Raw genomic sequence first — 23,146 nt, forward strand, 5'->3', positions numbered from 1 at the left:
GACCACGCCCTGCTCCAGTAGGTGATCTGCGGCACCTACCCGGCAGTATCGTCACCCACGTGAAGCGGGCAGAAGACCTCGCTCTGGTGCTCGCGGCAGCACCAGAGGTCTGGCGCGGCTTCACCCCGCCCGAGGTGGTAATCGCTTTCCTCGGTCTGTGCCTGCTCGCGGTCGCCGGACTGGCCGGCCTCCACCTGGCGACCCGGCGCAGGCTGACGCGAGCCCTCGCCGAACGCGAACGCGAGCTCGCGGCCGAACAGGCCCGCGCCGACGAGCGCACGAGGCTCGCCGCCGAGCTGCACGACGTCGTAACGCACCGCCTGAACCTGATGGTGCTGCACGCCGGTGCGTTGCGAGTGGCGGCCAAGGACGAGAACGCGCGCGGGGCCGCGGAAGAGCTCCGCACCGCGGGCCGTCAGGCGTTGGCGGAAATGCGCGACATGGTCGGTGTGCTCCGCTCCGGCCGCACCGCCCGCATCCCCGACGTGCTGCCCGACCGCCTGGCCAACCTGGTGGCCGACTCCGCCGCCACCGGCCTCGAGGTCACCCTGACCGAGCACGGTGACGCCGACATCGTCTCCCCCGCCGTGCGCCGCACGATGTACCGGGTGGTGCAGGAGTCGCTGACCAACGTGCACAAGCACGCGCCCGGCGCGCACACCGAGATCACCATCCACTGTGGACCGAGCACCGTCCGTGCCGTCATCCGCAACACCGCCCCGTCGTCCACACCGGACACAGCGCTGCCGCGCTCCGGTTCCGGTCTGCTGGGTCTGCGCGGTCGCGTGGAGATGGTCGGCGGCACCCTCACCGCGGGGCCGACGGACGACGGCGGCTTCCAGGTGGACGCGGTCCTGCCGGCGTTCGTGCCGACGTGATCACTCGTCGGACGCGCGCACGGCTCGGCAGGCGAGATGAACGGCCAGTCGCTCGTCCGGGTTCAGCAGACTGACGCCGAGGAGCTGTTCCGCCCGGTTGATCCGCTGCGCCACCGTGTTCCGGTGCACCTTGAGCCGCACGGCCGCCGAGGACGTCACCGACTCCTCGTCCAGGTACACGGCGAGCGTCCGCAGCAGCTGCCCGTCCTCCACTCCGGCGAGCGGCTCCAAAAGCCGGGTCGCCTGCTCCACCAGCGCCGGCGTCTCCGCGGCCATCGACAGCAGCCGCCGCACGCCGAGCTCGTCGATGTGCACGACCTTCGCGGACCCGGTCATCGCCGCCGCCTCGCGCGCCTCTGCCAGCGTCCTGCCGACACCGGAAGAGCCGGGATGCGGACGGCCGACGCCGGCGACGAGGTTGCCGGGACCCAGCGCCTGGGCGAGCCTCGCCGTCAGCTCACGGTGCTGCGACTGCGGCGGCTCCGCGTCGTTGGTGAGCCAGAACGACCAGCCCTCCGCGCCTTCGACGAGCTGCCCGTGCAGGCCGCGCCGGGACAGCTCGACGCGCAGGCGTTCGGTGTGGGCGGCGTCGAAGCAGTTCGGTGACGGCGGGTTCGGCATCGCGTAGACGCCCGTGTGCCAGCCGTCAAGGCGCCATCCCGCGAGAACGGCCTGCTGCACCAGTTGCGGCGGCACGTCGTCACCCGCGGCGAGCAGCTCGGCCAGCAGCGAGCCGCGGGAACGGGCACGGCGTTCGGTCTCGAGGCGTTCGGCGGCCACCCAGTTGCCCAGCGCCCAGGAAGCGACCTGGCTGATCTGCTGGACGGTCTCGGCCCAGCGCTTGTTGCGGCCGCGGGTGTGCGCGACCAGCCACAGGTGGACGTGGCCGGTCCGGTCCGTCTCCACCGGCACGGCCACCGCGACGCCCTCCGGCATCTCGACGGTCGTGGCGACGGAGCCGGCCAGCAGGTCCCGCGGCAGGCCCGGCGGGGAGACGCCCTCGATCGCCGTGCCGTCGGCGCTCATCACGGCGCACGTCACGTGCAGCTCACCGGACAGGATCGTGATCACCGAGCGCGGATCCGGCTTGCTGCGGCCCAGGCGCGCGGTGACGGCGTTGAGCAGCCGAGCCGCGGCCACCTCTGGACGGCGCACGGCCGTGCGCACCGAGTCGGCGACCAGCAGCGGGTCGTCGGCCTTGGTCAGCAGCAGCGGCACGCCCAGCCGGTTGGCGAAGGAGATCGTCGCGGTGGAGGGAGACTGGTAGGAGCCGGTCGACGAGCGCACGAGCACGACGGCCCGCACGTCGGCGCTGTAGGCCCGGCGCAGCGCCACCTCGACGAGGTACGGCTGGTACCCGGTCAGGATCACCAGGTCGCCCGCCGAGCACGCCTCGACGGCCGTCATGTCCGCCGCCAGCCGCACGTCGGCGATCTCGGTGTCGACGCCGCGCTCGCCCGCCAGCAGGCACGCGTCGCCGAGCACGCCGATCTCCAGCACATCGCGCACGGTCAGCGAGTCGGCGTCGTCGATCACGGAACGTCCCGGAACGGCACGTAGTCGAGGTCGTAGCCGAACGCACGCGGGTCGACGCGGCCGAGCATCTCCTGGCGCACCCACTGAGCGGGCGATGGGAGCGCTACCACATCCACGACGGCGCCGTACGTCAGCCGCTCCGTCGACACGGGCTTGCCGGACTCGGCGTCGAAGCAGCACAGCAGATCGGGCGTCGTCACGAGCGGCTCGCCGTCCGCGAGCGCGACGAGGTACTCCCCCTGCATCTCCAGCCGCACGTACGCATCGTCGGTGTCCAGCCGCCGCAGCGCCACCGTTCCGCGAGGAAAGTCCCCAACGGACTCCCGCCAGACTTCGGCGACTTTCCCCCGCGTCACGCGGAAGCCACCGGAGGCCTTCGCCCGTTCGTCGACCGGGACCGTGCGCTGGGACCAGATCTCACCCAGCTCCAGCGCCCGCGAGAGCGAGCCCGGAATGCCTGCTTTGAGGGCGTCCGCGAGTTTCAACGGCTTCGCGACCATCATCGCCCAGCCGCCGAAGTCGACCATCACCGTGCGGGCGAGCTTCTCGATGGCCGTCGCGTCGAGGACCGCACGGTTTCCGCCTGGTTCGGTGATGGCCAGCGGGGTGGTGGGCAGCCCGGCCGCGTCGTAGGTCGTCTGGTCGACGCGTGGGAACGCTCTCCCCATCCCGTCCACGTCGACGTACGGCAGCCCGAGCCGTGCCGCGAGGATCAGCGGCAGCAGCCCGTTGCACCCGCCGACCTCCCACCCGATGACAGCGGTCACAGGGGTGGAGTCGTGCGCCTGCAACGCCTTCAGCGCTTCCTCCGCCTCCTGGCCGGACGGCAGCTTCTCGATCATCACGGTCGGCGCGCCGATCAGCCCGACCCGCGCGCCGTGTCCGTCCGGGTCGGCCTCTTCTGGCGAAAGCACCGTAACTGGACCACTTTGTCGCATTTCGTGCCGGAGCATGGCCGCGAAGGCGTGGGTCTCGTGCTCGCCACCTCCACCGCCGCTGCCGAGCACGACCACACCCAGGGCGAGCTGGTCGACCTCGTCGGGCTGGAGCAGGTGCATGCGCGAGACAGTAGTGCCGGGACCGGCCGGGCGAGAAGGATCGGCCTGCTACACGCCGATCGGCACGTACTCGTGCGAATAGCCGAACGCCGACGGCCCGACCAGGGCGAGGCCCTCCGGCGTGCGCCAGCGCGGGTGGCACGGCGCGCCGACGACCGTGATCCGCTGCCCGTACCGCAACCGCTCGGCCGGCACGGGTTCACCTTCGACGTCCAGCACGCAGATCAGGTCCGGCACGGAGGCGACGATCTCGCCGTCACGCGACGCGACGAGGTGCTCGTTCTGGAACGCGAGCAGGCAGCTCGTCCCGTCTCCCACCAGCCGCGCCTCACCCTTGGCGAACCCGGGATCCCTCGCGCGCATGACGTCGACGACCTTGCCCGCGAGCAACACCCGGCCGCCGAGGAACGACGCGATGGCCTGGCACGGTTCCACGCGCTCCCGGCGGGCCTCCTCCACCAGCCGCCCGAGCCGCGACGCCAGCGTGAGCGTGCCGGGGATCGTGATGTCGCGGGCCTGCCTGCCGGACATGGGAAAGCTGCTCAGCAACGCGGTGCAGCCCATGCGGATCGTGGCCGAGCGCGCGAGCCGTTCCGCCCAGTGGTTGTCGCTGACGTCGACGACGATCGCGTTGTCCTTCTCGTCGGCGACCACCAGCGGCTTGGCCAGCACACCGTCCAAAGTGCACACGACCATCTGCACCATCGGGAACGCGCGCCCCATGCAGTCCGCATCGAGCACCGGCAGGCCGAGCGACGCGGCCACGGGGAACGGCGCGAGCGAGTTCATCCCGCCGACCTCGATCGGCAGCACGTGCGTGATCGGGCGGCCGAGTTCCCGTTGCAGCATGAGGAAAGCCGTGACCGCTTCCTCACCGGCGGGCAGCTTCTCGATCATCACCGTCGGTGCGCCGATCATGCCGATGCCCGCGACCAGCGCGTCGTCCGGTACCTCGCGCAACTCGGCGACGAGCACCGGCCCGCACTCCAGCACGGCCTGCTCCGCGACGAGCCTGCCGATGTACGGGTCACCACCGCCGCCCGCGCCGAGAATCGCTGCGCCGCGGGCGATGTGCCTCAGCTCCTCGGCGCCGATCTCACGCACGGCCCCTCCTCGGGGCCTCCTCCAGCACCAGGTCGCCCACGGCTCTCGCCCGCACCCGGCTCGCGTTGCCCGGCAGGTACGCCAGCGGGATCTCCTCGACCTCGACGATCCGCACGCTGCCGGCCTTCGCGCCCGCCGCGACAGCCTTGTCCACCGCCTCCTGACGTGCGGCGTCGAGCACCTCGTCACGCCGGTTCTGTTCGATCGTGAAGACCCGGTCGACCTCACCGCCGACCTGCGCGATCGCGGCGCCGATGGCGTTGGCGAACGCGTGGTGCTCCGGCCGGATCATGTCCTTGACGCCCTCGATCTCGTCCGGCACCAGCACGCTGCCACCACCGACCAGCACGACGGGCAACGGCGCCGGGCACGTCCGCATGCGGTCGACGTGGGTGGCGATCTGGTCGCAGACGTGGTCGAGCACCGAGCTGACCAGCGTGCGGTCGAGGTTCTTGACGAGCGCCGCGTCTCCGATGTCGGCGAGGCCCGCCGCGACCGCGATGTCCGTGGCGGTGAGCGTGTCGCCGCCGAACACCAAAGCCTGCTCGCCCAACCGGAACCCGACGCTGTCCGGCCCGACCTCGAGACCGTTGGGCGTCTCGCGCACGACGCTGCCACCGCCGAGGCCGACCGACAGCACGTCGGGCATGCGGAAGTTCGTGCGCACCCCGCTGATCAGGACCTCGGACGACGCCTCGCGCGGGAAACCGTTGGTGAGCATGCCGACGTCGGTCGTCGTGCCGCCGACGTCGATCACCGCGCAGTCGTCCAGTCCGGACAGGAAAGCCCCGCCGCGCATGGAGTTCGTCGGTCCGGAGGAGAACGTGGCGACCGGGTAGCAGCGCGCGTACTCCAGGTCCATCAGCGTGCCGTCGTTCTGGCTCAGGTACAGCGGAGCCGCGATGCCATGTGCCGTCAGCGAATCCGTGAGCCCGTCGGCGATCTGCTCGGCGAGCTCGCGCAGCGCGGCGTTGATGATCGTGGCGTTCTCCCGCTCCAGCAGGCCGAGCCGCCCGATCTCGTGCGAGAAGCTGACGAACAGGTCCGGCACCTCTGCCGTCAGGATCTCCGCCGCCTGGCGCTCGAAGTCGCCGTTGACCAACGAGAACACCGAGGAGATGGCGACCGACCGCACGCCCCTCGCCGCGATGTCCCTGGCCACGCCGCGCAGCTCGTCCTCGTCGAGCGGCGAGATGACCCGTCCGTCGTACTCGTGGCCGCCGTGGCAGAGGTAGGAGTGCCCGCCGATGACCTGACGCAGCCGCTGCGGCCAGTCGACGAACGGCGGAAGTGCTTTGGTGGCGGGAAGTCCGAGCCGCACGGCCGCCGTCTGAGCCAGTCCCCTGCCCTCGACGACGGCGTTGACGAAGTGCGTCGTGCCGATCATGACCGCGCTGATGGCGACCGGATCGAAGGAGTGCCCGGCCTGAAGCCCGCTGACGGCCTTGATGATCCCGGTCGTCACGTCGGCCGTCGTCGTGGTCTTGCACTCGGCGAGCACACTCCGTCCCTCGACGAGGACGGCATCGGTGTTCGTGCCGCCGACGTCGATACCGATGTGCATGAACGAAACCACCCCTCAGGCGGCCGACGCTTCCCCGACAACCTTACGGTTGGTGGCCCGCCGCGTCCTCATCCGCAACAGGTCGAGCCTGCCGGCTGAGACGTAGAGGGCGAACGCGAGCACGAGCGAGTTCACACTGGACTGCCCGAACGGCGACAGCTCGCCGAGCACTGCGGCGGCCGGCCAGATGACCACGGTGGCCGGCACCCACGAGGGCGCTGACCTGGGCACGAGCGGCCGCGTGGAGATGATCTCGTTCCGCCACCGCCGCACGACGTAGTACTCGGCGAGCATGATCCCGGTGACGGGCGGGAACACCACCCCGAGCAACACCAGGAAGTGGCTGAACTGGTGCACGATGCCCGTCGCGGCGAGAAAGCTCCCGGCGAACCCGACCATGACGGTCACCTGGGCCCTGCTGATCCGCACCGCGAACACGGCGTCGAAGAAGTTCACGAGCCCGAGAGAGGCCGAGTACAGGTTCCAGTCGTTGATCTTCAGCACGGCGGTGACGACCACCAGCGCCCCGATCCACCCGCTGGACGAGCTGATGACGCCCATGATGTCGGTGGTGCCGAGCCCGTGCGCGATGACCACACCGGCCAAGCTGATGACCCACTCACCGGCCGTGATGCCCACAACCGTCTGCTTGACGACGTCCCACTCGTTGCGGTTGAAGCGAGTCATGTCCGGCGCGATGGCCGCACCGACGATGAAGCTGCCGGTCACCAGCGTCACCGCGGTCATCATGCCGATGGACGGCCCTGGCGCCGGGCTGCTGAGGGTGGCCCCGATGTCGTTGACGTTCGTCAGCACAAGCCACAGGAGAAGCAACAGAAACGCCGGCACCGCCACGTACGCGGTCCACGCCATCCACCGCACCCCATAGGCGGCGATGACCGTGACGACGATGCCGAAGACGAGCGACCACACCGGTGTCGGCAACACCCCGCTGACGTCAGCGAGCGCCGCCCCCGCGAGCCCGGTCTGCACCCCGAACCACCCGGTGCAGGACAACGCGATGATGAGCCCGAGCATCGCACTTCCCGCGTGCCCGAACCCGGTCCAGCGCGTGAGGATCGCCGTCGACAACCCTTCCCGCTGCCCGATCACGCCCACCGCCACCGCGATGACGTTGAGCAGCACCGCCCCGATCGTGAGCGCCAGAAACGCGTCCCAGAACGTCATGCCGAAGCCGAGCGTCGCGCCCAGCAGCAACTGGCTCAGCGCGGTCGTCTGCCCGAAGCGCTGGGTCGCGACTGACAACCAAGGGTGCCGCGCCTGGTCAGGGACACGGCTGAGGGCCTGATCATCACGCCCGAGAAGAGCGGCCACGATCGTCCCTCCGCCCTGTGATCGACAACTCGGACAGTAATGGCCGAGTCACGATCGGGCTACAGACAATGTGCACAGTCGGGCGAATCAACACCTTGCGATTCGCACAGGCCGCTCAATTCATGGCCAGTTTGATCCGCCTCCGAGCCACCAGCCGAGTGTGGTGCACATCCAGCCCAACCCCGAGCCCGGGCCGCCGCTCAAACCGGTCGTAACTGCGGCTGAGCAGCCAATGCGCCGCCTCAGCCGTGATCGACTCCAGCCGAACCTGCCCCTTGAGCCGCTCCAGCGCCTCGTCCACCTGCCGACTGAGGAACGCGTGCCGAGTAAGCCCCCCGCTGATTTCGTCGATCATGAAAACCATCGCGTGCGGCTCATCCCCATACGCATAACTGCACAACAACGCCAGATATCCGGCGTCGATCGACCGGTCACCGATCCAGCACTCCCCAAAGCGCAGCGCCCCCATGTCCCAAGGCGGCGCCCCCTGCTCCAACGCCGCCTCCTCGGCCCACCGCCCAGGCCTACCAGGCAACAAATGCCCCAACGCCGTCAACAGAGCCGCACTACGCCGGCTGGGCACCCCCCTGAGGTGGTGGACGACCACCTCCCACAACTCCTCGTTGTCGGCAAAGGGCCCCACAAACGCACTGACCTGCAACTCGACCTCAAGCGGATCCGTCAGCTGCGGCAACGGCCGCCCGGCATCCACCACCGCCTGCTGCATGGGGGTCAGCCTCGTCCGCACGCGCGGCAGGTTAGCCCGATCGGCGCAACACAACCCCGTCCTTGATCCACGCCACCACGCGGATCACCCCATCGAGGTCACCGCACGCAGCCCGTCGACGTGCAACTCGCCAGGAATCTCGAACCGCACCCCGCCCTGCCCGGTGACCACCAGAGTCACCGGCGAGGCGAGCGCGTCGAGCACCACCGCCAGCTCCGCACCCCGAAACCGTTGCCAGTGCGGCGGCCAGTCCTCCGGCCATGCCCGTTCCGAAGCGAACACTGTTACCGCGGGTTTCCGGCGCCGAGAGCGGCTACCAGCGCGAGCACCTCGCGTCCGGGATCCGGTGCGTTCGCAGCCATTCCTCGCAGCGCGGCAGCCACGGGTAGACGGCTGTCAGTTGCGGTGACCGTTGTGCGATGGCGCGGACCAGGTTGTCGGTGAGCTTGAACAGTCCTGCCGTGTACTTGCTCTCGGGCAGCGCGAAACCCGCGAAGTTCATCCACAGTGGATACCAAAGCGAGCGACGGTTCGGCGGCGGCGCACGTGCTGCATGATCGCGAGCCGCTCACATCCCGGCGCTCCGGTGCTGTCGGCCTGATGGCCGCGCACTGCGTCACCCGAAGGAAGTACGGTGGGCCAGGTGACCACGTTTCCACGGGTGCCCGCGGACCTGTTCCGCTTCACCACAGCCGAGCACGCGGAGCTGCACACCGCAGTGCTGCGCGCATTCGGCGTGGCGAACGAGCGCCTGGAGACGTCACTGACCCTCGACGACGTGCAGCTACGACTGAGGGACGTCGGCTGGTCCGAGCAGGTGACGGACGAAGACCTGACCAAGTCCCTCGCAGCTCTACGGCAGTGGGGCCTGATCGAAACCGCTCAGCACCGGTACGGGCTGACGAAACACGGCGAAGCCGCGTACGCCGGCATCCAGCACGCCCTCGAGACCCTGACCAGCAGCGGCGCGCTGCAGACCGCCGTGCTCGACGCGATCGCGGACCGGCTCGACGAGCTGAGCAAGCCGATGGACGACCGCCGCACCTTCACGGCGCTGCAGGAACTGGAAGGCCACGTGAAAGCGCTGCAGACGGGCACCACGAGGTTCAACAGCGAGCTGCAGCGGCTCTTGAAGGACGACCACGACCTCGCCACGTTCCAGGACGTCAAGCGCACCACGATCACCTACCTGCGCGAATTCATCGCCGACCTGGACGCGCGCAAGCAGCAGATCCGCGAGAAGATCGACAACCTCGATCCCGTCAAACTGCACGAAAACGCGCGAAACGGCGCCGACCTGTACCAGGACGACAACTGGCTGCAGAACCGGGCGAAAGCCTGGGACAGCCTCAAAGCCTGGTTCCACCACACACCTTCGAAGGCCGACGAGCTGCAGGACGTGGCGCGGAAGGCGATCGTGCAGCTCCTCCGCGTCCTCGACCGGATCAGTGAGCAGCGGAAGCGCCCGACCAACACCGCGGCCGACTTCAAGGCGCTGGCCAGGTGGTTCGCCAGAACCACCACCGAGGATGAGGCGCACGAGCTGTTCAACGCCGCGTTCGGGCTGTGGTCCGCGCGGCACGCCCACCTCGCGCACGCCGACGGTGAGCTGATCCCCAGCGCCGAGCCGTGGCACAACACGCCTCCGGTGAAGCTGTCGCCGCAGCTGCGGACGACCGGCAAGCAGGAGCACATCGGCAGCACCGGCAAGATTCGCAACGTCGACGAGGTCCGCCGCAACCGCCGCCGGCAAGCGGAGAAGGAACGCGCGGAGCTCGAGCACGCGTGGCGCCAGATCCAGACCGACGGGCCGATCCGGATCTCCACCCTGACCAACCTCGACCACGACACCTTCCACCGGCTCATCGACCTGGTCGGGCGGGCGCTCGGCAGCGATCCGGACAGCACCGGCACGCGGACGGCCGGCACGACCGACGGGCGGATGCAGATCAACCTGCGCAACGCTCGTGGCTGGGCCACCATCACCACCCAGAAGGGCACGTTGAGCGGGCCCGACTACGTGATCGACGTGCAGAGCCGATGAGCAGGACGGGGAACCAGCTCGCCCGGCTGGAGAGCGAGGAGGTGGCACGCGGTGTCCGGCTGCTGCTCGCTCGTCCGTTGCTGGCCGCCGTGCAGGATCCGGACGGGTTCGACCTCATCAGAAGGCGCCGCGAGCCGATCGTGAAGTGGTTCGACTACTACTGCGGCTGGCGTGTGCACGTTGAGCCACGCGCCGGCTATGCGCGGCTGTTCAAGACGACACAGCGGCCCGATCGCACGCGTCCTGCGCCGAACTTCGACCGGCGGCGGTACATGCTCCTGTGCCTGACGTGCGCGGAGCTGCTGAGCGCACCCACCACGACAACCGAAGCGTTGGCAGACAAGGTGAAACAAGCCGTCAAGCTCGAAGAGCTGCCGTCCTTCGACCCGGACAGGCGCGCCGATCGGTCCGCGTTCGACGACGTGCTGGACTTCCTCGGGCAACTCGGGGCCGTCGAGATCAACGAGACGCACCTCCGCGCGGATCCGGTGATCATCACGCGGCTGCTCGCGGCGCCGGTCTCGCCGTCCATTGTGGACAGAGTCGAGGACCTCACGCACGAGAACCGGTACGAAAACGCTCATCGCAGCCTGTGGCAGCGGCACTCCACCATGCGCAGACTGATCGACGATCCCGTGGTGTACAAGGAAGATCTGACCGCAGGTCAGCTCGCGTTCCTCAGCTCACCCACCGGGCGCAAGATCGTCCAGACGGGTATCGGGCTCGCCGGGTGCACGTTGGAGGAACGTGCCGAGGGTTTTCTCGTGGTTGACGCCGACGCGGTCGCCACGGACACGAGGTTTCCGGACGACGACAGCCACGCGAAGGTCGCCGCGTTGTTGTTGCTCGACCGGTTGGCACGAGGTCCCGCACGGTTCGACGACCTGGTCGAAGAAGCACGCGAGCTGCTCACGAAGTTCCGCAACTGGGCCAAGGCCTACCAGTCGGACGGTGGCGCGGGCAGGCTCGCGGCGGACGGGGTCGCGTTGCTGGAGGCGTTCGGGCTGGCGCGCAACGAGAACGGCACCGTTCGGCGGCTGCCCGCGGCGGCCAGGTACGCGGTGGAGGAGCTGCATGACTGACCGGTGGCAACCCAGTCGCGCCGGGATCATCAACGTCTGGCGCTACTACGACGAGATCTTCACCTTCCACCAGGGCAGACTGCTGCTCAGGGGGCCCAACGGCACGGGCAAGTCGAAGGCGCTCGAGCTGCTGCTGCCGTACCTCTTCGACGCGAACCTGCGCCCGCACCGGCTGTCGACGTTCGGCAGCGCGGACCGCACCATGCACTGGAACCTCATGGGCGAGGGCAACCAGGGCAGCACCCGCGTCGGCTACGTGTGGCTGGAGTTCCAGCACGGCGACGAGTGGTTCACGTGCGGCGCGCGGTTGCAGGCGACCACGAACACGTCCAACGTCACCGCCACGTACTTCACGACGTCCTTGCGCGTCGGCGACCTGGCGCTGGTGAACGAGGCCGGGCGGCCGTTGACCAAGACGGATCTCGTTGCGGCGATTGGCGAGCACGGCGTTGTGCACGCCTCACCGGCCGACTACCGGCACACGGTGCGGACGACGTTGTTCCCCGGCGTCACCGAGCAACGGTACGACTCGCTGATCACCGCGCTGCTGCAGCTGCGGACACCGAAGCTGTCCGAGCGGCTCGACCCGAGCGTGCTGTCCTCATTGCTGTCCAGGGCACTTCCGCCGCTGGACCAGTCGGATCTCACCGAGATCGCCGAGGGTTTCGAACGGCTCGACCGCCAGCGCGAGGAGCTGCGCAGGCTCGACGAGGAGATCATCACCGCCGAGCGTCTCGCGGAGATCCAGCGCACCTACGCGCAACGCGTGCTGGGCGCGGCAGCACACGCGTTGTCGTCTTCTTCTGAGCGACTCGAAGACCTGACACGCGCCGCGCGGATGAGCGAACGGCGTTATCAGCGGCAGGTCACCCTGGCCGACGAGGCCTTCGAGCAACTGGCGGCGTTGGGGCGTGAGGCGAACGCGGTCGACGCGGAGATCGCCGGCATCTCCGACCTGCCCGCCTACCAGGAGGGCAAGCAGCTCGACCTGTTGCGGCAACAGCATTCCGCCGCGGTCCAACGTGCCGCCGAAGCGGCTGCACACGCCGCGAAACTGCGTGCGCGTGCCGTTGCGGACGAGGAACACGCCGCTCAGGCCAAGTCGGACGCGGCGGCACGCGCTGACGACGTGCGGCATTCGGCTCTCGAAGCCCGGGAAGCCGCCGAGCGCGCGGGTATGTCGTCGGTGTTCGAGGAGATCGACGCGACCACTGTAGACACAAAAACAGGCGCGCGGGCGAGCCGGCAGCTGCTCAGCGACGCCGTGGACGCCCGTTCCGCCGAGATCAGCGCGATCATGCGTGCCGTTGCCGTTCACGAGAGGGCCATCGACGCACGGGACGCCGCACGCCAACGGCTCGACGAAACGCACGAAGAGCTCGAACTGGCCACGGATGCCGAAGCGGCGGCGCAGCAGGCGTTCGAGCAAGCGTTTGCGAAGTTCGGGGCCGACTTCGAGACGTGGGCGCACGGCTGCTCCGAGCTGCGCGTATCCGAGCACGGCGAGGTCTCCGAAGCCGCTGCCCTCGCGCGCGAGGAGTTCAGCGCGATCGAGGCACGGCTGCACGAAACGCGCACGGCGTTGAACGGCCAACTCGCGCAGTACAACGCCATCCGCGAGAAGCTCGCCAATCAGGTCGACGTACCACCGCCCGCGCCGTACACCCGCGACGCCGCGTACCGCTCTTCTGCCGTGGGTGCTCCTCTGTGGCGCCTGGTGAACTTCCGTCCCGGCACGCCACCCGACGTGTGCGCCGCCGTCGAAGCCGCCCTGGAAGCCTCGGGACTGCTGGACGCGTGGCTCACGCCGGGCAACTCGTTCGGGCTCTCCGACCAGGACCGCTTCGCCGAACCACTGCTGGCGGCACCCGCTCCCGGCACCACACTGCTCGAAGTACTGGTCACCGACGACGACCGCGCCCATCGGTTCTTGGAAGGCATCGCGTTCGGTGAAACCGCCACGGGTCACACGGCGGCCATCGGCGCGGACGGGACCTGGCGCCTGGCCAACGTCCACGGCAGCTGGACCAAGCCCTTCCCCACCTACATCGGCGCCGACTCCCGCCGACGCGCTCGGGCGGGCCGGATCGCCGAGCTCACCGGCCTGATCGAGCAGCTCGCCACCGACCTGGCCGGTGTCGACGCGGCGCTGTCGCAGATCGCCGTCCGCCGCGCGACCCTGGCCGGCGAGCTCGCCAGGCAGCCGTCGACCGACTCGGTCGAGATCGCGGAGGAACAACGCACCAAGGCGCAGTTGCGTTGCGCGGCAAGGAAAGACGCCGTCGCTTCCGCGACGCGCCAGGTGTCCGAGGCCGAGACCGCCGTGGCAGAGACGCTGCGGATGGTCAACGGCGAGGTCTCCGTGAACCCGCACGCTGTCGCCGCATTCCGCACCGCGGGCCACCGCTGGCTGGACGACCGTCACGACGCCTTCGCCGCGGAAGCCGCTGCTGCCGAAGCGATGAACCGGTCGTCGGTGAGCAACGCCCTGGCCGACGAAGCCGAGGAAGCCGCCTCCGCCCGCCAGCAGGAGGCAGCCGACGTCGCCATCACCCTGGAGACCGTCGAACGTTCCGCGGGCTCCGAGTTCCATGCCCTCGACCAGCAGCTCATCACGTTGCGCGCCAAGGCCCTCGAACTGGCGGAGCAGCGCGAAACGTTGCAGGACAAGCAGACCTCTCTAGCGCGGACCCTCGGTACGTTGGAGGAGAAGCGCAAGGTCGACACATCGCGTGCCACAGAAGCCGCGGCCGTGCGGGACGCGGCCGAGGCCCGCTACCGCCACCTCACCAGTGGCCACCTGCCGGCCGACGCCGGCGACCTGCCAGAGGGCCCGGTGGACGCGCGGCTGATCCGCGACGCCGAGACCCGCCTGGGTCTTGCCGTGCACCAGGCCCAACAACAACTGGCGGGCCGCATCGACCTGTCACTGGAACCCGACGACGATGTCGCTGTCCTGAGCGCAACCCTCGATGGCGCGCGCATGGGCGCACACGCGCTGCTGGTTGCGTTGCAGGCCGAACGCGACCGCATGCGCACACACATCACCGACGCCGAACGCGACCTCTTCGACCAAACCCTCACCGGCGACACCCGAAGGCACATCGCCCAGCGCATCCAGGGCGCCGCCGAACTCGTCGACACGATGAACCAACGCTTGGAGCGCGTCCAAACCGCGTCCGGCATCCGCGTGCAGCTCGTCTGGCAGGTGGATCCCCAACTGCCGCCCGGCACCCGCGAGGCCCGCGACCTGCTGCTGCGCTCAGACCTCGACGCCGAGGAACGCGCTGTGCTGCACCAGTTCTTCCGCGAGCGAGTGGAAGAGGCCCGCGCACACGACACCGCAACGGGCTGGGAACAACAACTCGCCCAGGTCCTGGACTACACGACGTGGCACCAGTTCGTCGTGAAGGTGGACCGCGGCGACGGCTGGGTCCCTGTCACGAAACGCGTCCACGGCGCGTTGTCCGGCGGTGAAAAGGCCATCGTGCTGCACCTGCCGTTGTTCGCCGCGGCGGCCGCGCACTACCAGGCGACGCCCACCGCACCTCGCCTGATCCTGCTGGACGAGGTCTTCGTCGGTGTCGACGCCACGAACCGCGGCCAGTTGCTGGAGCTGCTGGTCGCGTTCGATCTCGACCTCGTGCTCACGTCGGACCACGAGTGGTGCGACTACCGGGAGCTGACCGGCATCGCGATCCACCAGCTCACCACGGGCACCGATGGCGACGACGCGGTGACGACGGTCCGCTTCACGTGGGACGGCCACAGCCTCAAGGCCGATGACTGAACAACGCCAGGAGCTCCCGCTGCTCCAGGGTGAGGACGAAGGCCGGGTTGTGCCGCGGATAGACCTCCGCGGCCTCCCACACGTGCCCGCGCACGCTGGACGCCACACCGATCTTGCGTCCACGCGCCCGAAGATCGGCCACGACGGTCGCGGCGTCGAACAGGTACACGGCGTCGATGGCCAACGGCCGCACCGCGCCGGGTGAGCTCTCCGCCGGCGCCTTCGGACCGGTCAGCACGAGGTAGCAGTCCGGCCCGTCCTCGCGCAGGTCCAGCAGGTTGTCCCGCTTCAGGTACCACCTGATGTTCACGGTCCGGCCGTCCGCGAACCGGCCGTCCACGCCCTTGGCCGTGGTTTGCTGCTCCAGCTCGATCCCGAAGATCCGGGCCGCGATCCAGTCGCCGAGGTGGCCGGGGAGCGCGGGGCGCCGGATGCACGCCGACAGCGCGGCGTCGATGCGGTTGCGCTCCCGGACCAGCTCGGCGACCTGTACCACTTCGTTCACGCGCGCCCTCCCGTGAGCTCACCGAGCAGTCCCGCGAACAGGTCCTCGGAGACGATCGGAATGCCGTAGCTGCGAGCCTTGTCCGCCTTGCCCGACAAGGAATCCGGGTCCGCCGCGATCACCAGCGCCGTCTTCTTGGTGACCCCGCCCTTCACCGACGGACCGGCGGACAACGCCCGGCTCTCCCACACCTCGCGCGGCTCACGCATCTCACCGGTCAAGACCACGAGGTCCCCCAGCCGTGCAGTGCGGAGTGGGCGGTACCCATCGGCACGCCGGCCGGCGAGCAGCACGCGGCGAGCGAACGGAACGAAGCGCCGAGGTACCGGCCCGCGAGCTTCATCGTGCACAGCCCCGTCCGAGCAGCACTTCCTGGCGAAGCTGGTGCGGCTGCTGCCTCCCCGGGAGTTGGTCGATCGGCATCTCTCCGTGGAGGAGCAGGAGGACCTGCTCGACGTCGCTCGTGCGCTCGGCCTGGGGCTGCTGGAGGTTCTGGGCCTGCACCGCGAGTACCTCACCGCGCTGGGCGAGGCCGCTCGGGAGGACGGGGTGGTGACGGCCGACGAGGAGGCCGATCTGCGGCTGGTCGCGTCGCTGCTCGGGGTGGACGTGGTGCCGCGGCGCTCCGTCCGGCTGTCGAGCCGTGCGGCGAGCTCACCGGCGATGCCCGCGAAGTCGGGGGCGCGACGGGCTTCCGCGGCGCTGATGCCGTGCACGTGCTGGGCGCCCAGGTCGCGTCGCGGGTTGACCAGCGGGCACCACTCGTCGGTGCGGCGGCCGGGCACGTCCACGTGGACCACGGCGACCTCGATCACCCGATGGTGGTGGCCCGGTGAGAGTCCGGTGGTTTCCACGTCGACGACCGCATAGCCGTTGCTCATGCCGGGGGTGTCGTTCGGACCCGTGCTTTCTGTTATCTGTTGTCATCCGAAAGGATTAACGCGAGCTCGCCGCGGGTGGCGATGCCGAGCTTCGCGTAGGCGTTCGACAGGTGGTTGTCCACGGTGCGCGCGGAGATCACCAGCAACGAGGCGATCTCCTTGTTCGTCAGGCCACGTGCGGCCAGCACGGCGATTTCGCGCTCGCGACGGGTGAGCGGTGTCGCGGTCATCAGCGCCAACGCCGGAGTGCGCGCGCCCTCGCAGAAGCGCATCAGACGTCCGAACAACGCGCGATTGCCCGACTCCGCGGCCGCTTCCGCCGCGAGCAGCATGTAGCCGCCCTCCTCGAACCGCGCGGCGACCTCCATCAACGCGTCGGAGTCGTTGCGCACCAACGCATCCGCGTGCGCGAAGAACACCGGCTCGAGCAAGCCGGTGTTCGAAGAAGCAAGCTCCCCCAACCGTTCCACAGCATCAGCCGCGTGCCCCAGCCGTACAGCCTCGTGCAACAACAGCGCCTCAACAGCGAACTCACCGTGCGCACGAGCGTCCGCCGCCGCCTCGAACGGTGACGCGCCACCCGCCCAGATGCGAGCGAGCCACAGCCCGAACCGGTAGGGCCGCTGCCCCTTCGGCACCAGCTTCTCCGCCTCGGCCAACACCGAGCGCGCGTCATTGCCCAGCAACGCCTCCACGTGTGCGAGTTCGCACAACTGCGCGAACGGCCGGACAGGCCGTGCCTCGCGCAGCAACCGCCGAGCCTCCAAGAGCCGTCCACCTGCGCGTGCCAGGCCGGCCAGCGACACCGTCCAGAGGGTCCGCATGGAATCCCACTCGGCCTTCTCCCGATGCGCTTGTACGGCAAGACGTTCCGCATTGGCCAGATCGCCGTGCATGGAGTACACGAACACTTCGGCGAACACCGTCGTCTCGAACCCCAGCCCGACGCTGGGATCGAGCGAAATGACCGGGAACGGCCCCACGTAGCGGCCCTGCACCGCGTCGGCCAACGCGAGGATCGCGGCCTCGTCCGGCGAGTCGTACGACAACAGCGCACGGACCTCGTCGTACTTACCCGCGTCGAACAGCAGCACCGACTGTGCGACGTGGTCCTCGAGCAGCGCCGCCGCTTCCTCGCTGCGTCCGAGGCCCCATCCGAGGTTCAGGGCACGCATCGTGCGCACCTCGATCGGGTCGTCATCGGTCGCGACCATCGCGAAGACCTCTTCTGCCTCCTCACCACGATCGGTGAAGATCAGCACCTCGGCCAGCAACCGTCCGGCCTCCACACCACCACCGACGGCCCATGCGGCGCGTGCGAGTCGTTCCGCCAGTGCCACACCACCCGTCGCAGTGGCCAAACGCCCGGCCCTCAGCAGCTCCGCCGGGTCGTCCGCCGTACCGCTGTCCAGCCGCAACACGGCTACGCGCAACGGATCGTCCAGCACCGAAGCCAGATAGCGCTGATGGTTGCGCTTGCGCAGAGGAGGACACTGCGCGCGCAACACCTCGCCGTACAACGGATGCGCGAGCCTCAAACCGTCATCAGAAACGGTGACAAGCCCGTCCAACGCCTCGGAAGCCCCCAGGTCCAGCGGCTCACCGAAAGCGAGCAGCTCCAGCACCCGGCGTTCGTCGGCGGGCACCGCGGCGAGGTGCGCCTCGATCAGCTCCACCAGCCGCGGCGACAGCGGCAACGGCCCGTCCAACGACCAGACACCGCCGTGCGACGTCCACTGCGCCGCGAAGTGCATCTCCCGCAGCAGCAACATGTTGCCGGCCGACGCGGTCCACAACCGGTCGGCCGTAGCGCTGTCGACCGGACCACCGAGCACGGTCTCCAGCACTTCGACCACTGCACTTCGCCCGAGCGGCTCGAGCTCGATGCGCGGCAGCAGTTCATCCTTCCACAGCGCCACAACGGGATCCGGCGCAAGCTCGCCCGAACGCAGTGTCGCCACCACCACGGCCTCGCGATGCTGCACGAGCATGTGCAGCAGGCCTGCTGATGCGTCATCGAGCAGATGCACGTCATCGACCACGACGACGCGACCGGCAACAGCCGTCCGTGCGGCGGTCAGCATCGCCAACGGCGAGGGGTCCACCGACGGCAAGAAGGGTGCCATGACGCCGAGCGGAATCGCCGACATCGCGGACGTCGCGCGCAACCGGACGTCGCACGCCACCTCGTCCAACAGCCGCGTCTTGCCCACACCGGCAGGTCCAGCCACGATCATCCCGCCGCCCCGCACCGCCCGCCGGACCGCGGCGAGCTCGGCGTCCCGCCCCACGAACGGCCACCCCATGCCGTCAGGCTAGGGGATCGGGGCGGTGAAGATGGGTGATCGCCTACTCAGGCCTTCGACCAGCGCAAACACCACCATGAGCGCATGAGCTTCTTCGCAGATCCGACCCCGTACTTCGACCAGTGGCGCGAGCAGGGGCCCGCGCTGATCGATTCTCCGGACGGCCAGAAGACGTGGATGATCAGCCGCTACGACGACGTCGTGCAGGCGCTGAGCCACCCCGGCCTCAGCAGCGCCATCGTCCCTGGCGGCATGCTGAACCACACCGACCCACCGGAGCACACGCAGCTGCGCAAGCCCATCGCGCGCGCGTTCTCCACACGGCGTATGGAGGCGCTACGGCCGCGCATCGAGCGGATCACCAACGACCTGCTCGACGCGTGGGAGACCGAAGAAGAGGTCGACGTGATCGACACCTTCGCGTATCCGCTGCCGATCACGGTCATCTGTGAACTGATGGGTGTGCCCGAAAGTGACAGAAGCGAGGTCCGCACGCTCACCTCCGAGCTGATGGCCCCGGACACCATGGTCGAGGCCTACGGCAAGTTCGCGCTGTACGTGCAGCGCCTCCTGGAGGCCAAGGAGCCCGGTGACGACGTCATCACCGAGCTCCGCGACGAACCGAACCTCGTGCAGAACCTCGTGTTGCTCATCACAGCCGGGCACGAGACGACGGTGCAGCTCATCGGCAACGGTCTGCTCGCGCTGCTGCGCGATCCCGTCATGAAGCAGAGGTTGATCGACGACCCGATCCTCATTCCGGACGCCGTCGACGAGCTTCTGCGCCACGACGGCCCGCTGGCGCTGGGGGTGTCTCGGATCGCCACGTCCGACGTGGTCATCGGAGGGGTCACGATTCCGCAGTCCTCGCAGGTCACCGTCTCACTTGGGGCGGCGAACCGGGATCGGACCCGGTACCCGGATCCGGACGCGTTGCAGCTGGGCCGAGACCCACACGTCTCGTTCGGGCACGGGATCCACTACTGCGTGGGAGCGCGGCTGGCTCGCATGGAGGGCGAGATCGCGTTCGGAACACTTCTGCGGCGTTTCCCGGAACTCGCGCTCGCCGCTGAGCCCGAGTGGCGGGAGGCATTCATCCGAGGCTTGGCGTCATTTCGCGTGCGACCGAAGCCCTGACGGCTGCTCTGGCAGCCGGCAGGTCGTCGACCGCGTAAATCTCCGGACAGGAGGCGATGACGAGATCCTTTTCTGACGCAACAGTCAGCAAAGAAACTTTCTCGGTCAACGACTTGGCTTGCCGGACAACTCCCTTGGCATCGACGCGGATCAACGTGACCCACGTCTCTGACCAGGGAAAGTCCGCGACGGCGCTGGATTTACGCAGGCCTTCCACATCGAACTCGGCAAATCTGGGCATGCCTCCAAGATAACGAGTGAAGGTTGCGGAAAGTCAAAGATCACCCTTTCACCGCAATGCCGCCAGCAGATGAGACAGGTTGACACCAACGGCGTCCGCCAACCGGCGCACGACTTCCGGAGCGGGTGCCAGCGGGTGGGTGTCACGGGTGGCCGGCAGGCCTTCACCGCCGGAAAACTTCGATTGCGGGGTGACCGGCGCGAGGATCGGGTAGACGCGCCAGCGCGGCACCTTCGAGTCCGCCATGGCGAGCGTGTTCTCGTGCCACAGCATCACGGCGGATTGGCGTTCGTTGCGCGCGAGCACGCACCCGTAGCCCGTGAGGGTGATCGCGCGTGCGGCCGCCCGGACGGGGTTGCGGAAGTCGCCGTCCACCACCCACACGCCGTTCATGACCTCGGCGTTGAGACCTTCCGCCTCCAGCGCGGCGAGGGTCTCGGCGTGCTGGTCGTCCGCGGCGGCCGTGGCCAGTTCGACCACCTCCTGCACCTCGGAGGCCGTCACGACGCGTGCACCGGCCTCCGTGGAGGCGTGCAGGAGGCGTTCGACGTGCCGGTCCTCCGCGTAGGCCGCCCACTCCTGGGCCTTCTCCCACGCCGCACGTGCGATGACGTCCGCCTCGGAACCACCGCGCAGCCGTGCGTCCTGCAACAGCTGTGCGAGCACCACGGCGATGACAGAGCTCAACAGGCCGTCGTCACGTGACTCGTCGCCTTCGGGCACGAGAGTGCCCACCAGGTCACGCAGGTCCGCGCGCCAGCTCTCGTCGCCCGCCCACACGCCGATGGCGAGCAGGTTCAGGTAGTGGTCCGCGATGGCCATCCGCACGAGCAACGGCTGAGAGCCCGCCTCCCGCGCGTCACGCCGTGCGGTCGCCTTCATCTGCGGCCGCTCCGCGGGATCGACCACGCTCACGCGGATCTTGTCGAGTTCGTCGAGGAAGTCGTCCCACCGGTTCTCCGAAAACCGGGCGAAGACGTCGTCCACCTCATACCTCCAGCTCAAGTCGAGCGACGGACTCGAGTACTCGTCTTGTGCGCGCCACTTCGTGCGCACGGAACACCGCGGCGCCCGCCACCGCCGCGATCGCAGTCGCGACGAGGGTGCCCTCGACGCGCTCGTGCAGTTCCACGCCGAGGGTCTCCCCGACGAAGTCCTTGTTGGACAACGCCATCAGCACCGGCCACCCGGTCGCCACCAGCTCGTCCGTGTGCCGCACCAGCGCCAGGCTGTGCCATGTGTTCTTGCCGAAGTCGTGTGTGGGGTCGATCAGCACGCTCTTGCGCGGCACACCGAGCGCGACCACTCGCTCAGCGTGCGCGGTCGTCTCCGCGATGACGTCCGCCACGAGGTCCGGATAGCTCACCCTATGCGGGCGCGTCCTGGGCTTCACACCGCCCGTGTGCGAGCAGACGTACCCGGCGCCGTACTCCGCGGCGACCTCGGCCAGCCCGGGGTCCGCGCCCGCCCACGTGTCGTTGAGCAGGTCGGCACCGGCCTCGCAGGCGAGCCTGCCGACGTCCGCCCGCCACGTGTCGCTGCTGATGACCAGGTCCGGATAGGCCTCGCGCACGCGGGCGATGAACGGCACGACGCGGCGCGCTTCCTCGCCGGAGTCGACGACGTCGCCGGGGCCCGCCTTCACGCCACCGATGTCGACGATGTCCGCGCCCTCCTCCACGACGCGGTGCACGGCCTCCATCGCCACGTTCTCGGCGTAGTTGGCGCCCTTGTCGTAGAAGGAGTCCGGGGTGCGGTTGATGATCGCCATCACCAGCGCGCGGTCACGGACGACGGTCCGGCCGCGGAACTGGAGCTCGATCACATCCCGTGTCTACCAGGTGGTCCCCGGCCTTGGCACATGGCGGAGGTCTCATACTGCCTCGCGTGGAACTGGTGAAAGCGGTCGACGCACTTTGGCAGCGGGGCTGGCTGCCGTACGACGTTCGCGAGATGGTGTCGCGTTCACTCGATGAGTCGGCCACCTCTCTCGTGGTCGACGTGATCGCTTTGTCCTGTTCGCCTCATGTCGAGGCGACCGTGCACCCGCGTTGGCGACGTCAGCTGGACGAGATCGGTGCCTCTGTGTGGTGGGAAGGTCCGCTGCTGGAGGCGTGGGCCACACGCCACATCGAGACACTGGCGTATGCGTCTCATACGGCGGCGGAGCTGTTGCGGTTCCTCATGCGGTTCCCGACGTTGCCGCGCATCCTGCCGTTGCCGGGCGCTGGGCTCGTGTCAGCCGTGCGCGCGGGTGTGGACCAGAAGGTGCTCAACCGGGTGCGCGCGCTGCTCGCGAAGGCCGAGTCGACCTCGTTCCCGGAGGAAGCGGAGGCATTGTCGGGCAAGGCGCAGGAGCTGATGAACCGGCACGCGCTGGAACGGGCGATGCTCGACGCGGACCTGCCGGCGCTGGCGACGTCGCGACGGATGTGGCTCGACAAGAGCTACTTCAAGGAGAAGTCGCAGCTCGTGCAGGTGGTGGCGTCGGCTTTCAGGTCCCGCGCGGTCGCTTATGACGGGTTCGGGTTCGTCGCGCTGGTGGGCGACGAGGTGGACCTGGAGAGCGTGGAGCTGCTGTCGACGTCGCTGCTCGTGCAGGCGACGCGGGCGATGGTGGCGGTCGGCGGGCAGGCCGGGAAGGGCAGTGAGGCGCGCTCGCGGCCGTTCCGGAAGTCGTTCCTGGTGGCCTACGCGACGCGGATCGGTGAGCGGCTGACCGAGGCGCCCGCGGTCTCGGACGAGCGGTTGCTGCCGGTGCTGGCCGACCGCAAGAAGGCCGTGGACACGATGTTCGACGAGATGTTCACGCGGACGCGGACCTCGCGCGTGACGGTGCGGTCGGCGGCCGGATGGGGTGCGGGTCTCGCCGCGGCGGACATCGCCGACATCGGTACCGGTCGAAGTTCCGTGACTTCCGGTTAAGCTGACGGCGCCGCCCCGCGACCTAGGGTGGTG

The 23,146-nt window shown here is 69.0% G+C and carries 20 protein-coding genes and 1 pseudogene; 6 read left to right on the forward strand and 15 right to left on the reverse strand.

Annotation, left to right across the window (positions count from 1 at the left end; all coding sequences use genetic code 11):
- The first annotated feature begins 59 nt into the window (after nt 1-59).
- Nucleotides 60-878, forward strand: coding sequence for a sensor histidine kinase (locus C8D87_RS24240; protein WP_233442260.1), 819 nt, complete (start codon nt 60-62; stop codon nt 876-878).
- Here C8D87_RS24240 and C8D87_RS24245 read toward each other — a convergent pair whose 3' ends face one another.
- From C8D87_RS24245 to C8D87_RS24280, 8 genes are all read right to left on the reverse strand, one after another.
- A complete protein-coding gene (locus tag C8D87_RS24245) occupies nt 879-2,414 on the reverse strand; it encodes a helix-turn-helix domain-containing protein (RefSeq protein WP_112228487.1) in 1,536 nt (511 codons plus the stop codon).
- A complete protein-coding gene (locus C8D87_RS24250) occupies nt 2,411-3,472 on the reverse strand; it encodes a DUF917 domain-containing protein (RefSeq protein ID WP_112228488.1) in 1,062 nt (353 codons plus the stop codon). The genes C8D87_RS24245 and C8D87_RS24250 overlap by 4 nt, the downstream gene beginning before the upstream one ends.
- Before the next feature lie 48 nt (nt 3,473-3,520).
- The gene (locus tag C8D87_RS24255; RefSeq protein WP_112228489.1) at nt 3,521-4,576 is read right to left on the reverse strand and encodes a DUF917 domain-containing protein; all 1,056 of its coding nucleotides are present in this window, start codon (nt 4,574-4,576) and stop codon (nt 3,521-3,523) included.
- The gene (locus tag C8D87_RS24260; RefSeq protein WP_112228690.1) at nt 4,569-6,140 is read right to left on the reverse strand and encodes a hydantoinase/oxoprolinase family protein; all 1,572 of its coding nucleotides are present in this window, start codon (nt 6,138-6,140) and stop codon (nt 4,569-4,571) included. Before C8D87_RS24260 ends, C8D87_RS24255 begins: the two co-directional genes overlap by 8 nt.
- Nucleotides 6,141-6,155: 15 nt before the next feature.
- Nucleotides 6,156-7,406, reverse strand: a complete 1,251-nt coding sequence (locus tag C8D87_RS24265) for a purine-cytosine permease family protein (RefSeq protein WP_233442261.1) — start codon at nt 7,404-7,406, stop codon at nt 6,156-6,158.
- Nucleotides 7,407-7,590: 184 nt separating this feature from the next.
- Complete coding sequence (locus C8D87_RS24270; RefSeq protein WP_109642104.1) at nt 7,591-8,202, reverse strand: hypothetical protein; 612 nt, start codon at nt 8,200-8,202, stop codon at nt 7,591-7,593.
- A gap of 84 nt (nt 8,203-8,286) precedes the next feature.
- Entirely contained in the window at nt 8,287-8,484 is a 198-nt protein-coding gene (locus C8D87_RS24275) for a hypothetical protein (RefSeq protein WP_112228491.1), read from the reverse strand.
- A gap of 31 nt (nt 8,485-8,515) precedes the next feature.
- The gene (locus tag C8D87_RS24280; protein WP_112228492.1) at nt 8,516-8,704 is read right to left on the reverse strand and encodes a hypothetical protein; all 189 of its coding nucleotides are present in this window, start codon (nt 8,702-8,704) and stop codon (nt 8,516-8,518) included.
- A gap of 141 nt (nt 8,705-8,845) precedes the next feature.
- Here C8D87_RS24280 and C8D87_RS24285 point away from each other — a divergent pair, with 141 nt between their 5' ends.
- The 3 genes from C8D87_RS24285 to C8D87_RS24295 are packed head-to-tail and all read left to right on the forward strand — an operon-like array spanning nt 8,846 to nt 15,118.
- On the forward strand, nt 8,846-10,246 hold the full coding sequence (locus C8D87_RS24285; RefSeq protein ID WP_233442262.1) for a TIGR02677 family protein: 1,401 nt from the start codon (nt 8,846-8,848) through the stop codon (nt 10,244-10,246).
- Nucleotides 10,243-11,328, forward strand: a complete 1,086-nt coding sequence (locus C8D87_RS24290) for a TIGR02678 family protein (protein ID WP_112228493.1) — start codon at nt 10,243-10,245, stop codon at nt 11,326-11,328. The genes C8D87_RS24285 and C8D87_RS24290 overlap by 4 nt, the downstream gene beginning before the upstream one ends.
- Complete coding sequence (locus C8D87_RS24295) at nt 11,321-15,118, forward strand: TIGR02680 family protein (protein ID WP_112228494.1); 3,798 nt, start codon at nt 11,321-11,323, stop codon at nt 15,116-15,118. The genes C8D87_RS24290 and C8D87_RS24295 overlap by 8 nt, the downstream gene beginning before the upstream one ends.
- On the opposite strand, the gene C8D87_RS24300 is transcribed toward C8D87_RS24295, so the two are convergent.
- The 4 genes and pseudogenes from C8D87_RS24300 to C8D87_RS48960 form a co-directional block, all read right to left on the reverse strand.
- The gene (locus tag C8D87_RS24300; RefSeq protein WP_112228495.1) at nt 15,102-15,623 is read right to left on the reverse strand and encodes a hypothetical protein; all 522 of its coding nucleotides are present in this window, start codon (nt 15,621-15,623) and stop codon (nt 15,102-15,104) included. The two genes, C8D87_RS24295 and C8D87_RS24300, sit on opposite strands and share 17 nt — an antisense overlap.
- Nucleotides 15,620-15,850, reverse strand: coding sequence for a BRCT domain-containing protein (locus tag C8D87_RS47895; RefSeq protein WP_233442284.1), 231 nt, complete (start codon nt 15,848-15,850; stop codon nt 15,620-15,622). Before C8D87_RS47895 ends, C8D87_RS24300 begins: the two co-directional genes overlap by 4 nt.
- 477 nt (nt 15,851-16,327) lie before the next feature.
- Nucleotides 16,328-16,504, reverse strand: a pseudogene (locus tag C8D87_RS47900) (exonuclease domain-containing protein); the annotation flags it as partial.
- A gap of 32 nt (nt 16,505-16,536) precedes the next feature.
- Nucleotides 16,537-18,810 carry a LuxR family transcriptional regulator gene (locus C8D87_RS48960; protein WP_112228496.1) on the reverse strand — a complete coding sequence of 758 codons (2,274 nt, stop codon included), beginning with the start codon at nt 18,808-18,810 and terminating at the stop codon, nt 16,537-16,539.
- A gap of 84 nt (nt 18,811-18,894) precedes the next feature.
- Here C8D87_RS48960 and C8D87_RS24320 point away from each other — a divergent pair, with 84 nt between their 5' ends.
- Nucleotides 18,895-19,947, forward strand: coding sequence for a cytochrome P450 family protein (locus tag C8D87_RS24320; RefSeq protein ID WP_112228497.1), 1,053 nt, complete (start codon nt 18,895-18,897; stop codon nt 19,945-19,947).
- Here the strand turns inward: C8D87_RS24320 and C8D87_RS24325 are convergent.
- The 3 genes from C8D87_RS24325 to folP are packed head-to-tail and all read right to left on the reverse strand — an operon-like array spanning nt 19,904 to nt 22,013.
- The gene (locus tag C8D87_RS24325; protein WP_112228498.1) at nt 19,904-20,188 is read right to left on the reverse strand and encodes a hypothetical protein; all 285 of its coding nucleotides are present in this window, start codon (nt 20,186-20,188) and stop codon (nt 19,904-19,906) included. The genes C8D87_RS24320 and C8D87_RS24325 overlap by 44 nt on opposite strands.
- 48 nt (nt 20,189-20,236) lie before the next feature.
- The gene (locus tag C8D87_RS24330; protein WP_112228499.1) at nt 20,237-21,175 is read right to left on the reverse strand and encodes a hypothetical protein; all 939 of its coding nucleotides are present in this window, start codon (nt 21,173-21,175) and stop codon (nt 20,237-20,239) included.
- Nucleotide 21,176: 1 nt separating this feature from the next.
- On the reverse strand, nt 21,177-22,013 hold the full coding sequence (folP, locus tag C8D87_RS24335; protein ID WP_112228500.1) for a dihydropteroate synthase: 837 nt from the start codon (nt 22,011-22,013) through the stop codon (nt 21,177-21,179).
- A 62-nt stretch (nt 22,014-22,075) separates the two neighbouring features.
- Here folP and C8D87_RS24340 point away from each other — a divergent pair, with 62 nt between their 5' ends.
- Entirely contained in the window at nt 22,076-23,113 is a 1,038-nt protein-coding gene (locus C8D87_RS24340) for a DUF2786 domain-containing protein (RefSeq protein ID WP_112228501.1), read from the forward strand.
- Nucleotides 23,114-23,146: the final 33 nt, after the last annotated feature.

This window comes from Lentzea atacamensis, from assembly GCF_003269295.1.
GTDB lineage: Bacteria > Actinomycetota > Actinomycetes > Mycobacteriales > Pseudonocardiaceae > Lentzea > Lentzea atacamensis.